The following is a 13,599-nucleotide window of genomic DNA, read 5'->3' on the forward strand; positions in this document are numbered from 1 at the left end:
ACCCTTGCTCCCTCTCCCGCAAGCGGGAGAGGGTTGGGGTGAGGGGCGAGGCGAAGCCGAGCATTCCGTCGTCAAAAAGAAGAAGGCCCTCATCCAACCCTTTCCCGCTGGCGGGAGTGGGCTAAGCGGTGGGGAGGGGCTTTAGATAATGCTCTTCCCAACCCTCACCTTCGGGCTGTTCTTCCTCGCCACGTTCGCGCTGATCTGGTCGGTCCGCGACAATGAATGGCGCAAGATCCTGCTGCTGCTGGCGAGCTGGGTCTTTTATGGCGCGTGGGATTGGCGGTTCGTGGCCCTGCTGATCGGCTCCGCGATCCTCAATTGGGGTGCGGCGCAGCTCATCGCCCATACGCCGGAAGAAGAGGAGGGCCGCCGCAAGGCGCTGTTGACGATCGGCGTGATCGCCAATCTCTGTATCCTCGGCGTCTTCAAATATTATGATTTCTTCCTGGAGCAGCTGGGCGTGCTGCTCGCCCAGGCCGGGATCGCACGCGATTTGCCGCTGATGCAGATCGTGCTGCCGGTCGGCGTGTCCTTCTTCACCTTCCAGGCGATGTCCTATCTCGTTGACGTCGCCAAAAAGCGGATCGCCGCCGCCGATCTGCTCGACGTGACGCTGCTGATGTCCTTCTTCCCCCACCTCGTCGCCGGGCCGATCGTGCGCGGATCGGATCTGCTGCCCCAGTTCCGCCAGCGCCCGGTGCTGACCCGCGACGCCGCGACGATGGGACTGGTGCTGATCGTCTGGGGCCTGTTCAAGAAAGCAGTGATCGCATCCGAGCTTTCGACGGGCCTGGTCGATCCGGTCTTCTTCGATCCGGCGGGCCATAGCCGCATCGATCTGATCGCCGCAGCTTATGGCTATGCGGTGCAGATCTACTGCGATTTCTCGGCCTATTCGGATATGGCGATCGGGCTTGCGGCGCTGCTCGGCTACCGCTTCCCGCTCAATTTCAACCAGCCCTATCGCGCCACAAGCCTGCAGGATTTCTGGCGGCGCTGGCACATCAGCCTTTCGAGCTGGCTGCGCGATTATCTCTACATCGATGCGCTCGGCGGCAATCGGAAGGGGTTCGCGCGCCAGTGCGCCAATCTGATGACCACCATGCTGCTCGGCGGCCTGTGGCATGGCGCCAAATGGACCTTCGTGATCTGGGGTGGGCTGCACGGCGGGGTGCTGGCGATCGAGCGTATCTGGGATCGCTGCCGGCCCGAAGGCTGGCCGCGCCTGCCGGCCTGGCTGGGGCTGGTGATCACCTTCCACATCGTCGTGCTCGGCTGGATCTTCTTCCGGGCCGAAAGCTTCGCGCAGGCGACCGCTTATCTTGGTGGTCTGTTCGCGGGCGGCGCGGGGCCGGGGCTGCCGCTACAGGTCACCCCGCTTACGGTGGTGCTGATTGTGTTCGGTGTTGCCATCCACGCCGCCCCGCATGATCTCGGCCAGCGGCTGGCGCTTCGGCTGCGTTTATTGCCATGGTGGGCGCTGGGGTTGATGCTCGGGCTGACGATCCTGATCGTCGATGCGATGCGTTTCGAAGGGGTTGCACCCTTCATCTACTATCAATTTTAGGGAAGAGGACGATGCCCCGCGAAACGCCATCCCCGATCGATCTCCCTGCCGAACCCATCTGGATGCCCGGTCTCGGCTGGACGAGCGGCGTCCTCGCGCTTGCATCGCTGGTCCTGCTCGCCTGCAACGCGGTCTCGCTGCGCGATTGGGCCGAAAGCCTGACGCCGGGGCCAAACCAGGCCCGTTTCGCCGAAATCACCGAACAATGGGCCGATCTCACCGATCGCGCCGGCATCGGCCTCGCCCGCGCCTGGCTGCACGCGCGCTGGAAAGCGGCGGAGGCGGCGCGGTTCGGCGGTCAGCCCGCCAAATAGTCCGCGGGATTAACGCCAAGCTCGCGCAACCGTTCTTCCCACCGCTCCAGCGCGTCATAATAATAATCGAAGATGCAGGGGGAACAGCCGCGTTCGCAGCATTCATAAGGCTCGGGCTTTTGCGGCGGGACCGGGAAGGGCGGCTCAGTCATCCGGACCGCATGAAATTTGGAGGCCCGAGCCGGAATCGAACCGGCGTGCAAGGATTTGCAGTCCTCTGCGTAACCACTCCGCCATCGGGCCTCGGAAGCGGGAGGCGGGCGATTGCGCGACTTTGCCGCTGACGTCAACCGGGCCGCTCATCACGACCTTCGATCTTATCCGGCCGGGGAGTGCTCGGCGATGGCGATATGGTGCCGCTCGGCCGCAACATCATGGAGAAGATGGGCGAGCCGGGCCGAAAGCAGGCGGCTCATCCTGTGCCCATCGATCAGATCGAGCGAACGGCGAAGCAGAATCTCACACTCGGCCAAAACGGCATCATTGTCGGGAAAGGTCACGCTCCAGGTCCACTAGCTCGAACCACCCCATCGGCCTTGTTCGCCGATTGTGGCACGGGGTCGATCCCGGATATCTACGGATGAGCAGATATCCGCCGTATCCGTACTTGGCGCTGGGACAGCCGCACGATAGATGTTGCACCTGGCGCAGGTGTATTGTAGCACTAGAACACTAATGAGAGATCAGGGCGTGACCGAGCAGAATTTCGATCAGATGCGCGCGGCGATGGTGGCCAGCCAGCTGCGCACCACGGGCGTTGATGATCCGCGTGTGCTTGGCGCGATGGCGGCGGTGCCGCGCGAGCGGTTTGTGCCCGGCGATCGGCGCGCGCTCGCTTATGCCGATGTTGCGACTCCGCTCGGGCAAGGCCGCGCGATGGCCGCACCCGCGGTGCTCGGTCGTCTGTTGACAGAGGCGCGGGTGCGCATCGGCGAGCATGTGCTCGTGATCGGCGCAGGGCCTGGTTATTCCGCGGCGGTGCTGGCGGCGCTCGGCTGCGACGTGATCGCGCTCGAAACGGCGGACGGGCCGGGTGCCGAAGCGCATCCCGCAGGCGTAACCGCCGTGAGCGGTGCGCTCGATGCCGGTTGGCCAGCTTCGGCGCCTTACAGCCTCATCCTATTCGATGGCGCGATCGAGCTTGTGCCGCAGGCGATCGTCGATCAGCTCGCCGAAGGCGGCCGTATCGCGGCGCCGTTGATCGAGCGCGGTGTCAGCCGTTTGGCGATTGGCATCAAGGCGGCAGGTGTGATCGGCTGGCGGCGGATCATCGAAGCCGCCGCACCCGCGCTCCCCGGCTTCGCGGCGCCAGCAACCTTCCGATTCTGATCAGGATGCTGATGCCCTGGACCAAGTGCGCCTTATTCGGAGGCGTTGCCCTGCTGCTCGCGCCCGCCGCGCAGGCCGATACGTTGCGCGAGGCGCTGCTGCAGGCCTATACGACCAGCCCGGTGCTGGCCCAGGCGCGTGCGCAGCTGCGCGGCGTCGACGAAGGCGTGCCGATCGCCAAGGCGAACAGCCGCCTGCAAGTGTCCGGTACGCTGGGCCTTACTCAGAGCGCCGACGGCATCACCAGCTATCAACACGGCGCGCGCACGCTGACCGGTGGCGTCAATTTGTCCTATCCGCTGTTCCAGGGCGGGCGGGTCAAAAATGCGATCAATGCCGCAGAGGCGCGCGTCATCGCCGGCCGCGCCGATCTGCGTACCACCGAGGGCAATTTCTTCACCGACGCGGTCACCGCTTATATGGACGTGATCCGCGATCAATCGGTGGTCGAGCTCAACGCCGGCAACGTCCGCGTGCTGGAAACCAATCTCCGCGCCTCGCGCGACCGTTTCCAGGTCGGCGATCTGACCCGCACCGATGTCGCGCAATCCGAAGCACGTCTCAGCATTGCGCGTAGCCAGCTCGCCAGCGCGCAGGGCAATCTGGTGCGCAGCCGCGAGACCTATCGCCGCGTGATCGGTGTGTGGCCGACCAATCTCCAGCCGCCGCCCGAACTGCCCAAGCTGCCCGCGACGCCGGACGAGGCGGTGGAAATCGCGCTCGGCAACAGTCCGTCGCTCGCGTCGGTGGCGGCCAACACCAAGGCCGCCGACTACGATATCAATTCAGCGCGCGCGCTGCGGATGCCGACGCTCTCGGCGGTCGGTGGGCCGAGCTATAGCGATTACCTCGGGACGCGCGCACAGGCGTCGGGACTACCGAGCAGCCAAAATTACCTGTTCAGCCAAACCGTGCAGCAATCCTCGGCGGGCCTGTCTCTGACCGTGCCGCTGTATCAGGGCGGCGGTGTCTCGGCGAAGGTGCGGCAGGCGCAGGCCAACCAGAATGCGGTGGTCGAGCAGGGTATCGATATTGAACGCCAGGTGATCGCCAACGCTCGCGCCGCCTACGCCATCTTCATCGCCGCCGGGCAGGCGATCGGCGCCTATGAGCAGGCGGCATCGGCCAACAAGCTCGCGCTGGAGGGCACGCGCGCGGAAAATAGCGCGGGATCGCGCACCGTGATCGAAGTGCTGAACGCCGAGCAGGAATATCTCAACGCGCAGGTCCAGCTCGTCACCGCCGAGCATGATCAATACGTCGCGGGCTTCAGTCTCCTGAACGCGATGGGCGTGGCGGAGGCGAGCAATCTCAATCTGGAGGGCGGCGCGCTCTACGATCCGGTCGCCAACTATAAGCGCGTCCGCAACCGCTTCGGCGACTGGAGCGACAACCCCAGATATCAATCCGTGTCGACTCGCACGACTGGCCCGACCCCGCGGGACGAGGACACGCAGCCGCTGCCGCCTGATCCCTTGCTCGGCAATGATACGCCGGGCCCGCAACTGCCCGGATCGCTGGTGCCAAGCCCTTCGAACCGTGATAAACCTCGGGACAAATGAGCGACCAGCCAATCCCGCCGATGGAAGAGATACTGGCCTCGATCCGCAAGATCATCGCTGAGGATAAGCCGATTGCGGCTCCGGCGATTGCGGAGAGTGAGGCGGAGGAGGATGTTCTGGAGCTGGGCGAGGCACCTGCGGAGCCAGCCCCGACCTATTTTCCGCCACCGCCCGTCGCCGTTTCTCCGCCGCCCGCTTCGCCTCTGATGTCCGGGGAGGCGGCGGCAGCGAGCCGCAAGGCTTTGTCCGCGCTCTCAAGCCTAAAGCTCGATCCCGATGCGCCTGCGGATACGCTCGACGGGCTGGTGCGCGAGATGCTGCGCCCGATGCTCAAGCAATGGCTCGATGCAAACCTGCCCGAGCTGGTGGAGCGCGTCGTCGCCCGCGAAATCGCCCGGCTGGGTGCGCGTTAGGCGTTAAGCCGACCGTCACCCCGGACATGTTCCGGGGTCCACCCCACCACCAAATCCGGAGCCGGAGGATAGGTGGATGCCGGAACAAGTCCGGCATGACGATTGGAGCGTTTGCCGCTAGGTCGCGTCCCATGAACACCAATCTCACCACCGATCGCCCCACCTTCGTCACGCACCTCGAATGCTCGATGACGGGCGAGCGCTATGAGGCGGACCAGCTTCACAATCTCTCGCGCGTCGGCCGGCCTCTGCTCGTCCGCTACGATCTCGATGGTGTGAAAGCCGCCGTCTCGCGCGATACGATCGCCGCGCGCGAAACCGATCTCTGGCGCTGGCGCGAGCTGCTGCCCGTTCGCAAGAGCGCCAGCATCGTCTCGCTGGGCGAGATCGAGACGCCGCTGGTGCCGATCCCGGCGTCCGGCGGCGCTAATGTGCTCGTCAAAGACGAAGGCCGTCTGCCCACTGGATCGTTCAAGGCGCGCGGGCTCGTCATGGCGGTGGCGATGGCGCGCGAGCTTGGTGTCACCCGGATCGCCATGCCCACCAACGGCAACGCCGGCGCGGCGCTCGCCGCTTATGCCAGCCGCTGCGGGATCGAGACGATCATCCTCGCGCCGCAGGAGACGCCTGAGATCAATATCCGGGAAATGGCGTTGCAGGGCGCGCGAGTCTATCGCGTCAACGGCCAGATCGACGATTGCGGCGCGATCGTCGGCAAGGGCGCCGCCGAAGGCCGCTGGTTCGATTTTTCGACGCTGAAGGAGCCCTACCGAATAGAGGGCAAGAAGACGATGGGACTGGAGCTCGCCGCGCAGATGGGCTGGGAGCTGCCCGACGCGATCTTCTATCCCACTGGCGGCGGCACCGGCCTGATCGGCATGTGGAAGGCGTTCGACGAACTGGAAAAGCTCGGCTGGATCGGCGCCAAGCGGCCGCGGATGTTTGCCGTGCAGGCAACTGGTTGCGCGCCGATCGTTCGCGCGTTCGAGAAGGGAGTAGACCATGCCGAGCGGTGGGAGAATGCGGCGACGGTGGCGGCGGGGATCCGCGTGCCGCGGGCGGTCGGTGACTTCCTGATCCTGCGCGCGGTGCGCGAAAGCGGGGGCACGGCGCTTGCGGTCGACGATGACGCGATCCTCGCGGCGGTGGATGCCTGCGCGAAACGGGATGGTGTGCTGATATGCCCTGAGGGCGGGGCGACGCTGGCGGCCTATCGCAAGGCGCTGGGGGAGGGGCTCGTCGATGCCGAGGAGCGCGTCATATTGTTCAACTGCGCGACGGGGCTCAAATATCCGATGCCCGCAGCGGGTGAGATGCTGGATCGCAATGCAGAGATTGATCTGGCCTCTCTCTAATTCCGTTTGCCCTGAGCCTGTCGAAGGGCTGCTCTTCTTCTCGACTGGGTAAAAAGAAAAGCAGTGCTTCGACAGGCTCAGCAAGACCGGTTTTGTCGGAGTTATGCCCCCAAAAACCGCACCGGCAGCGGCGTCTCGCTATACCCTGTCGGCGTCCGCACCAGCCGATAGGCGCCGGAGGTCTTCTTTCCCGAAACGATCTCCACCAGCTCCGTGCCATGATAGAGCACGCCGACATCCTGATCGAGCGCGATGCCCGGGCTATCGATCCCGCCGCTCGCGATCAGTTCGCGGTAGCGCGTCTTGCGATCGGGGCGGATTTCGTAGTGCGGGTTGGCTGATCCCGGCAGGAAGCCGGTGCCTTTCACCGCGCCCAACACCTTGGGATAGCTGTCGGTCAGTCCCGATTGGAACCAGCAGATCAGCCCTGCGCTGCCTCCTGTCATCACCACGCCGTTCTGCCAGGCCTGGTGCAGCGCCTTGTCGAACTCCCACTCGCGCCACAGCGCCATCAGGTTCTTGGTCGATCCACCGCCGACCATGATGATGTCCATGCTCATCAGATAATCGAGGAAATCGAGCGTCGCGGGCTGGTAGATATTGAAATGGTAGGTCGAACAATCGTGCGCCTGCCAGCCCTGCACGAAGCTCTCGAAACTATTGCTGTTTTCACCCGATGCCGCCCCAAGCCAGCAGATCTTGGGCGATTTCACCGGCGACAGTCCCAGCGCATATTCGGGGAAATACGAGGGCTGCCACGCTTGCGGAAACCAGCCGCCGCCGGTGGCGAAGATCGTCGGCTGCTTGGCCCGCGGTCGCGTCGCCGCACCCCCGGCGGCGGAGCTCGCCGCGACGGTCGTCATCGCCGCCGCGCCCAGCCCCGCACCGATCATCCCGCGCCGGCTAATTCCCGATTTTTCCGCCATTGTCTGTCCCCCACCGATCTGACGAGAGTGCGCTTTTGTGCGCGGGTGTCAATTGTCCTCCGTCACTCCGGACTTGTTCCGGGAGTCACGCCGCTACGAAGTCCGAGACTTGAGGACGGGTGGATGCCGAAACACGTCCGGCATGACAGCGGAGAGCTAGGCTACCGTCACGAAACTATCCAGCACGCGCTTGCGTCCCGCCTGCTCGAAATCGATTTCCAGCTTGTTGCCCTCGATCTCCGCCACCGCGCCATAGCCGAACTTGGTGTGGAAGACGCGCTGGCCGAGGGCGATGTCGCCACGCGGCTTGGCGGCGAAGCTGGCGGCGCTGTTCTTCACCTCGGTCAACCGCTGCGGCGACATGTCGAGCGGCTTGACCGCAGCGCGTTGCCAGCCGGGGCCGCGCTGCGCCGCGCGCGTGGCGTTGGCAGCGGCAAGATGGGCGAAGGGATCGCCTTGCTCGCTCCATTGCGCGCGCCAGAGCGATTCACCGCCGGTCATCGTCGTCTCGGTGGCCGTATGCTCGGGCGGGAGCTCGTTGACGAAGCGCGAGGGGATCGAGCTTGTCCACTGGCCGTAGATGCGGCGATTGGCGGCGTGGAAGATCACCGCCTGACGCCGGGCGCGCGTGATCGCGACATAGGCGAGGCGGCGCTCTTCCTCCAGGCTGGCGGTGCCGCCCTCGTCGAGCGCGCGCTGGGAAGGGAACAGGCCTTCTTCCCAGCCCGCGAGGAATACGGTGTCGAACTCCAGCCCCTTGGCGGCATGGATCGTCATGATCGTCACCTTGGCCTCATCGGCGTTGGCTTCGTTGTCCATGACCAGGCTGACATGTTCGAGGAAGGCGCCGAGCGTCTCATATTCCTCCATCGCGCGCGCCAGTTCGGTAAGGTTTTCGAGCCGGCCCGATGCTTCGGTCGATCGCTCGGCCTGGAGCATGGCGGTATAGCCGCTCTCGTCGAGCATCAGCCGCGCCAGCTCGGCATGGGGCAGTTCGCTGAGCTTGCCCCGCCAGCGCGCGATATCGCCGATCAGATTGCCCAAGGACCGGCGCGCCTGCGACGTCAGCTCATCGGTATCGAGCATCCGCGCGGCGGCGGCGGTGAGGGGCAGGCCCTCGGCGCGCGCCAGCTGGTGGATTTTGGCCACTGCCTTGTCGCCCAGACCGCGTTTGGGGACGTTGACGATGCGCTCGAACGCCAGATCGTCGGCGGGCTGGGCGATGACGCGGAGATAGGCGAGCGCGTCGCGGATTTCGGCGCGCTCGTAGAAACGGAAGCCGCCGACGATGCGATAGGGCATGCCGATCGCGATGAAGCGGTCCTCGAACTCGCGCGTCTGATGCTGGGCGCGGACGAGGATGGCGACATTGTCGATCCGCCCGCCCTTGTGCTGAAAGCTCTCGATCTCCTCGCCGACGCGGCGCGCCTCTTCGGGCCCATCCCAGACGCCGATTACCTTGACCTTCTCGCCCGCATCCTTGTCGGTCCACAAGGTTTTGCCGAGACGGCCGCCATTGTTGGCGATTACCCCGGAGGCGGCGGCGAGGATGTGCGGGGTGGATCGGTAATTCTGCTCCAGCCGGATCGTCTTGGCGCCGGGAAAATCGCGCTCGAAGCGGAGGATGTTCGCCACCTCGGCGCCACGCCACGAATAGATGCTCTGATCGTCATCGCCGACACAGCAGATGTTCTTGCGCTCCTGCGCGAGCAGCCGCAGCCAGAGATACTGGCTGGCGTTGGTATCCTGATATTCGTCGACCAGGATGTAGCGGAAGCGCTTCTGATAATCGGCGAGCACGTCGCAGTGCGTCTTCAGGATCACCAGCATGTGCAGCAACAGGTCGCCGAAATCGCAGGCGTTCACCGCCTTGAGGCGCGCCTGATAGGCGGCATAAAGTTCCTGGCCGCGCCCGCTGGCGAAAGCCTCGCTCTCGCCCGCGTCCACTTCCGCAGGCGTCCAGCCGCGATTTTTCCAGCGGTCGATCAGCCCGGCCAACGCGCGTGCCGTCCAGCGTTTCTCATCAATCTCAGCAGCTTGGATCAATTGCTTGAGGAGTCGTAGCTGATCGTCGGTATCGAGAATGGTGAAATTGCTCTGCAGCCCGACCAGCTCGGCATGCCGGCGGAGCATGCGCGCCGCAACCGAATGGAAAGTGCCGAGCCACGGCATCCCCTCCACCGCATCGCCGATCATCCGCCCGACGCGCTCGCGCATCTCGCGCGCCGCCTTGTTGGTGAAGGTGACGGCGAGCAACTCGCTCGGCCAGGCGCGGCGCGTTGCGATCAGGTGTGCCAGCCTTGCGGTGAGCGCCGCCGTTTTGCCCGTGCCGGCGCCCGCAAGCACCAATACGGGGCCATCGGTGGTCAGCACAGCCTCACGTTGCGGCGCATTTAATCCTCGCAAATAGGGCGGATCGTCGAGAGAGGGCGATAAGTCAGGGCTCACACCCGAACAGGTAGGGAACGCCGGCGTCCGGGGCAACCTTTGCGGCGGCGGCGGCGTTTCGGATACGCAACCAGTGCAACGCTTTTGCGTTCGGGCGGTGCGGAGCCGCTCCGGTGTGCTCGGTCAACGAAGGAGATCAAGATGAAAAAGACACTTCTGATGCTGGCATCGCTGGCTATCGGCACTGCCGCCATTGGGCAGACCACGCCGATGCAGAGCGCGCCCGCCACTACCAATACGCCTGCATCCACGCCCGACATGGCCCCCCAGACGACGCCCCCGGCTACGGATACGGCAACGCCGCCGGCGGCACCGGCCGCTCCGGCGCCTGATGCCAGCGCGATGCCGGCGCCGGCCACCACCTCGACGCCCGACGCATCGGCCATGGCGGCGCCCGCTCCTGCCGACACCAGCAACTATCCGGTCTGTTCGCGCACCGTCACTGACAAGTGCGTCCAGAAGGGCGCGACGAAGAAGATGCACCACAAGTAAGCGGTCGGCGAAAGCCCCGCTCAGCTCAGGCCGGTGTCTCCAATGGAGGCGCCGGCCTTCGCGCATAAAGGCCGAATGCGGCAATCACCGCATAGCATAGCGCGGGCACGCTTAGTGCCGTCCCGAGCCCAACGCGATCCGCCGCCGCGCCCGTGATCAGCGGCACAATCGCGCCGCCGACGATCGCCATGCAGATCAACCCCGATCCTTCGGCGGCGCGTTCGCCCAGCCGCTCGCTCGCAAGGGAGAAGATTGTCGGGAATTGGATCGCATTCATCGTGCCGACCAAAAGCAGCGCCCAGCCTGCGATCGGGCCGGAGAGATTGGCGGAGAGCAGCAGCAGGATGATGGCGGCGCTGGCCACTGTGGTCAGCACCACCGGCGGCCGCGCCTTCTGCAACACTGCCGCGCCTACGAAACGGCCGATCATCGCGCCGCCCCAATAATAAGAGATATATTTGCCCGCCGTCTCGGGATCGAAACCCATCGTGCGTGGCTGCATCAAATAACTGGCGAGCAGACTGCCGATCGAGACCTCGGCGCCGACGTAGAGAAAGATGCAAACCGACCCAAAGGCGAAGCGCCGGCGTTTAAGCAGACCGATGGCCTCACCGAGTTTGGCCGCCGGCCCTCTACCGCCGGCATAGGCATTGCGCCCGATCCAGATCGCGCCCGCCACCATCAGCAGCACGATGGCGATGCCGACATAGGCGTGGCCGATGATGTGCGCTTCGGCCGCTCGGAAAATGGCCAGAGCGCCGGGCTCGGAAGGCGGTGCCGCTTTGCTGATCGATCCCAGGATCAAGCTCGCGCCGATCCAGGGCATGATCGTCGTCCCCAGCGAATTGAACGCCTGCGCGAAGGTAAGGCGACTGGAGGCGGTCTCGGGTTTGCCCAGCGCCGATATGAGGGGATTGGCGACGACCTGGACGATGGTGATGCCCGCCGCGACCACGAACAGCGCGCCAAGGAAAGTGGGAAAGGCGCCCGAGGCCGAAGCGGGCACGAACAGCAAACAGCCCGCTGCCATCGTCGCCAATCCGACGACGGCCGCGCGCAAATAGCCGATGCGCTGCACCAGCAGACCCGCCGGAAAACTGACGATGAAATAGGCGCCGAAGAAGGCTGATTGCACCAGCATCGCCTCTCGGTAATCGAGCGAAAAGAGCCCTTTGAGCTTGGGGATCAGCACATCGTTGAGGCTGGTGATCCCGCCGAACAGGAAGAACAGCACGAGCACCGCGATCCGCAACCCCGCGATATTGCGGCCTTCGCCCGCCGTTTCCTCCACTGCGGGCGCGCTTTCAAAAGCCATCCTCGTCCTTTCCGTCTTTCCGCATGCTTGCGCGAAGCCCATGCTGGGATCAAGAGCAGGGGAGGAGGAGCAGAAATGGGGGCAATTTCGATGCAGGCACCATCGACACGGCGCGTCCTCGCGGCCAGCCTCGTCGGCACGAGCATCGAATTCTACGATTTCTACGTTTACACAACGGCTGCGGCGCTGGTTTTCGGCAAGCTCTTCTTTCCCGCGGCATCTCCCACCGCCCAGCAGCTTGCTGCCTTCGCCACGATCGGCGTCGCCTTCATCGCCCGGCCTTTGGGATCGCTCTTCTTCGGCCATTTCGGCGATCGCATCGGCCGCAAGTCGACTTTGGTCGCATCGCTCCTGACGATGGGCCTTTCGACGACCCTCGTCGCCTTTCTGCCGACCTACGCCACGATCGGCTGGGCCGCCGCGCTTCTGCTCTGCGTGCTGCGCTTCGGCCAGGGCTTCGGCCTCGGGGGCGAGTGGGGCGGAGCGGCCTTGCTGGCGGTGGAGCATGCGCCGCCGGGTTGGCGCGCGCGCTTCGGCATGTTCCCACAATTGGGCGCCCCGGTGGGGTTCATCGCCGCCAACGGGCTGTTCCTGTTGCTGGGCGTTGTACTGACGCCTGCGCAATTCTCCGATTGGGGTTGGCGCATTCCATTTCTGATCAGTGCGGTGCTGGTGATCTTCGGCCTGTGGATCCGGCTCAAGCTCGCCGAGACGCCGGAATTCTGCGCGTCTATCGAGGATGCGCCGCCGCCGCTCATCCCGTTCGCGGAGCTGATTGGGCAGCATTTCGGCAAATTGGTGGTGGGGACGTTCGGCGGCATCGCCTGCTTCGCGCTTTATTATGTCAGCACCGCTTTCGCGTTGGGCTATGGCGTCAAGACGCTCGGCTATCCGATGGCCGATTTTCTTGCCGTGCAGCTCGGCGCGATCCTGTTCATGGCGCTGGGAATCGTCGTCTCGGCCTATGGTGCCGATCGCCACTGGGATGAGCGGCGGGTGCTGATGGGCGGCTGCGTCGCCACGATCCTCTGCGGCTTCCTGATGGCGCCGCTGATGGGATCGGGGTCGCTCGCGCTTGTGTTCGCCTATCTCGCGCTGTCGCTGTTGTGCATGGGCTTTGTTTACGGGCCCCTCGGGGCGTGGCTACCGAGCCTGTTTCCGGCGCGCGTCCGCTACACAGGGGCCTCAATGACCTTCAACCTTGCGGGCGTGCTGGGCGGCGCGCTCACGCCGATCGCGGCGCAGGCGCTGGCGGCGAGGGGCGGGCTCGCACCGGTCGGCCTCTATGCCAGCGCCGCCGCGGCGATCAGTCTGGTGACGCTGACGGTTGCCGGGCGAGCACGGTGAGCCGCGCCTTGCCGTAGGTGCGTGTCGCATCGATATTCCAACCGCCCGCGCTGACTTCTTCATTCGCCGCCGTCTCGATCGCCGCCCAGGCGGACGGCGATGCCCACCCGAGCCGGGTCATCTTTTCCAGCAACGCGCCCGCACCGCCGCTGCCGTAGGGTGGATCGAAAAACAGGATATCGCATTCCGAGCGTGCCTTGCCGATCAGGGAAACCGCAATCGGCAAAATATCCCCGCTCGCTCCGAATGTGGCGACATTTCTGCGGATCGCGGCGATCGCATGGATATCGTGATCGATGAAAATAGCATGCGCCGCGCCCCGCGATTGCGCCTCCAGTCCCAAGGCGCCGGTCCCGGCAAAGACGTCGGCGATACGCAAATCCTCGAAGCTGCCGATGCGGCTGGTCAGCATCGAAAACAACGCTTCCCGAGTCCGATCGCTGGTCGGCCGCGTCGTCGCCCCCAACGGTGCGGCGAGAACGCGCCCACGCCACTTCCCCGCGATGATCCTCACTAAAACTGCTCCCC

The 13,599-nt window shown here is 65.0% G+C and carries 14 protein-coding genes and 1 tRNA gene; 9 read left to right on the plus strand and 6 right to left on the minus strand.

Annotated features, from left to right (window positions below; genetic code table 11):
• Window positions 1–148 precede the first annotated feature (148 nt).
• Both FHS31_RS02615 and FHS31_RS02620 read left to right on the plus strand, forming a co-directional pair.
• Entirely contained in the window at window positions 149–1,570 is a 1,422-nt protein-coding gene (locus FHS31_RS02615) for an MBOAT family O-acyltransferase (RefSeq protein WP_167071715.1), read from the plus strand.
• A gap of 11 nt (window positions 1,571–1,581) precedes the next feature.
• Window positions 1,582–1,884, plus strand: a complete 303-nt coding sequence (locus FHS31_RS02620) for a hypothetical protein (RefSeq protein WP_167071717.1) — start codon at window positions 1,582–1,584, stop codon at window positions 1,882–1,884.
• Here FHS31_RS02620 and FHS31_RS02625 read toward each other — a convergent pair.
• Both FHS31_RS02625 and FHS31_RS02630 read right to left on the minus strand, forming a co-directional pair.
• Window positions 1,869–2,036, minus strand: coding sequence for an oxidoreductase-like domain-containing protein (locus FHS31_RS02625; protein WP_167071719.1), 168 nt, complete (start codon window positions 2,034–2,036; stop codon window positions 1,869–1,871). The genes FHS31_RS02620 and FHS31_RS02625 overlap by 16 nt on opposite strands.
• A 17-nt stretch (window positions 2,037–2,053) precedes the next feature.
• Window positions 2,054–2,127 (minus strand) — tRNA-Cys (locus tag FHS31_RS02630).
• Window positions 2,128–2,234: 107 nt separating this feature from the next.
• Between FHS31_RS02630 and FHS31_RS02635 the strand changes: the two genes are divergently transcribed.
• From FHS31_RS02635 to FHS31_RS02655, 5 genes are all read left to right on the plus strand, one after another.
• Complete coding sequence (locus FHS31_RS02635) at window positions 2,235–2,468, plus strand: hypothetical protein (protein ID WP_167071721.1); 234 nt, start codon at window positions 2,235–2,237, stop codon at window positions 2,466–2,468.
• 106 nt (window positions 2,469–2,574) lie between these two features.
• Window positions 2,575–3,213 (plus strand): protein-L-isoaspartate O-methyltransferase, encoded by a 639-nt coding sequence (locus FHS31_RS02640; RefSeq protein WP_167071723.1) that lies wholly within the window; start codon window positions 2,575–2,577, stop codon window positions 3,211–3,213.
• A gap of 11 nt (window positions 3,214–3,224) precedes the next feature.
• Entirely contained in the window at window positions 3,225–4,775 is a 1,551-nt protein-coding gene (locus FHS31_RS02645; protein ID WP_167071725.1) for a TolC family outer membrane protein, read from the plus strand.
• A complete protein-coding gene (locus tag FHS31_RS02650; RefSeq protein WP_167071727.1) occupies window positions 4,772–5,188 on the plus strand; it encodes a DUF2497 domain-containing protein in 417 nt (138 codons plus the stop codon). Before FHS31_RS02645 ends, FHS31_RS02650 begins: the two co-directional genes overlap by 4 nt.
• 131 nt (window positions 5,189–5,319) lie before the next feature.
• A complete protein-coding gene (locus FHS31_RS02655) occupies window positions 5,320–6,543 on the plus strand; it encodes a threonine synthase (RefSeq protein WP_167071728.1) in 1,224 nt (407 codons plus the stop codon).
• 101 nt (window positions 6,544–6,644) lie between these two features.
• Here the strand turns inward: FHS31_RS02655 and FHS31_RS02660 are convergent, their stop codons facing one another.
• Together FHS31_RS02660 and FHS31_RS02665 are read right to left on the minus strand one after the other, a co-directional pair.
• A complete protein-coding gene (locus FHS31_RS02660) occupies window positions 6,645–7,469 on the minus strand; it encodes a Type 1 glutamine amidotransferase-like domain-containing protein (protein WP_167071730.1) in 825 nt (274 codons plus the stop codon).
• A 156-nt stretch (window positions 7,470–7,625) separates the two neighbouring features.
• Window positions 7,626–9,917 (minus strand): UvrD-helicase domain-containing protein, encoded by a 2,292-nt coding sequence (locus FHS31_RS02665; RefSeq protein ID WP_167071732.1) that lies wholly within the window; start codon window positions 9,915–9,917, stop codon window positions 7,626–7,628.
• A gap of 141 nt (window positions 9,918–10,058) precedes the next feature.
• Between FHS31_RS02665 and FHS31_RS02670 the strand changes: the two genes are divergently transcribed.
• Entirely contained in the window at window positions 10,059–10,409 is a 351-nt protein-coding gene (locus FHS31_RS02670; protein WP_167071734.1) for a hypothetical protein, read from the plus strand.
• A gap of 25 nt (window positions 10,410–10,434) precedes the next feature.
• Here the strand turns inward: FHS31_RS02670 and FHS31_RS02675 are convergent, their stop codons facing one another.
• Window positions 10,435–11,724: a sugar MFS transporter gene (locus tag FHS31_RS02675; RefSeq protein WP_167071736.1), complete on the minus strand. Its 1,290-nt coding sequence runs from the start codon at window positions 11,722–11,724 to the stop codon at window positions 10,435–10,437.
• Between the two features lie 75 nt (window positions 11,725–11,799).
• Here FHS31_RS02675 and FHS31_RS02680 point away from each other — a divergent pair, with 75 nt between their 5' ends.
• The gene (locus FHS31_RS02680; protein ID WP_167071738.1) at window positions 11,800–13,071 is read left to right on the plus strand and encodes an MFS transporter; all 1,272 of its coding nucleotides are present in this window, start codon (window positions 11,800–11,802) and stop codon (window positions 13,069–13,071) included.
• Here the strand turns inward: FHS31_RS02680 and rsmD are convergent.
• A complete protein-coding gene (gene rsmD, locus FHS31_RS02685; protein ID WP_167071740.1) occupies window positions 13,031–13,585 on the minus strand; it encodes a 16S rRNA (guanine(966)-N(2))-methyltransferase RsmD in 555 nt (184 codons plus the stop codon). The genes FHS31_RS02680 and rsmD overlap by 41 nt on opposite strands.
• Between the last annotated feature and the right edge of the window lie 14 nt (window positions 13,586–13,599).

This window comes from Sphingomonas vulcanisoli, from assembly GCF_011761305.1.
GTDB classification, from domain to species: Bacteria; Pseudomonadota; Alphaproteobacteria; order Sphingomonadales; family Sphingomonadaceae; genus Sphingomonas_I; species Sphingomonas_I vulcanisoli.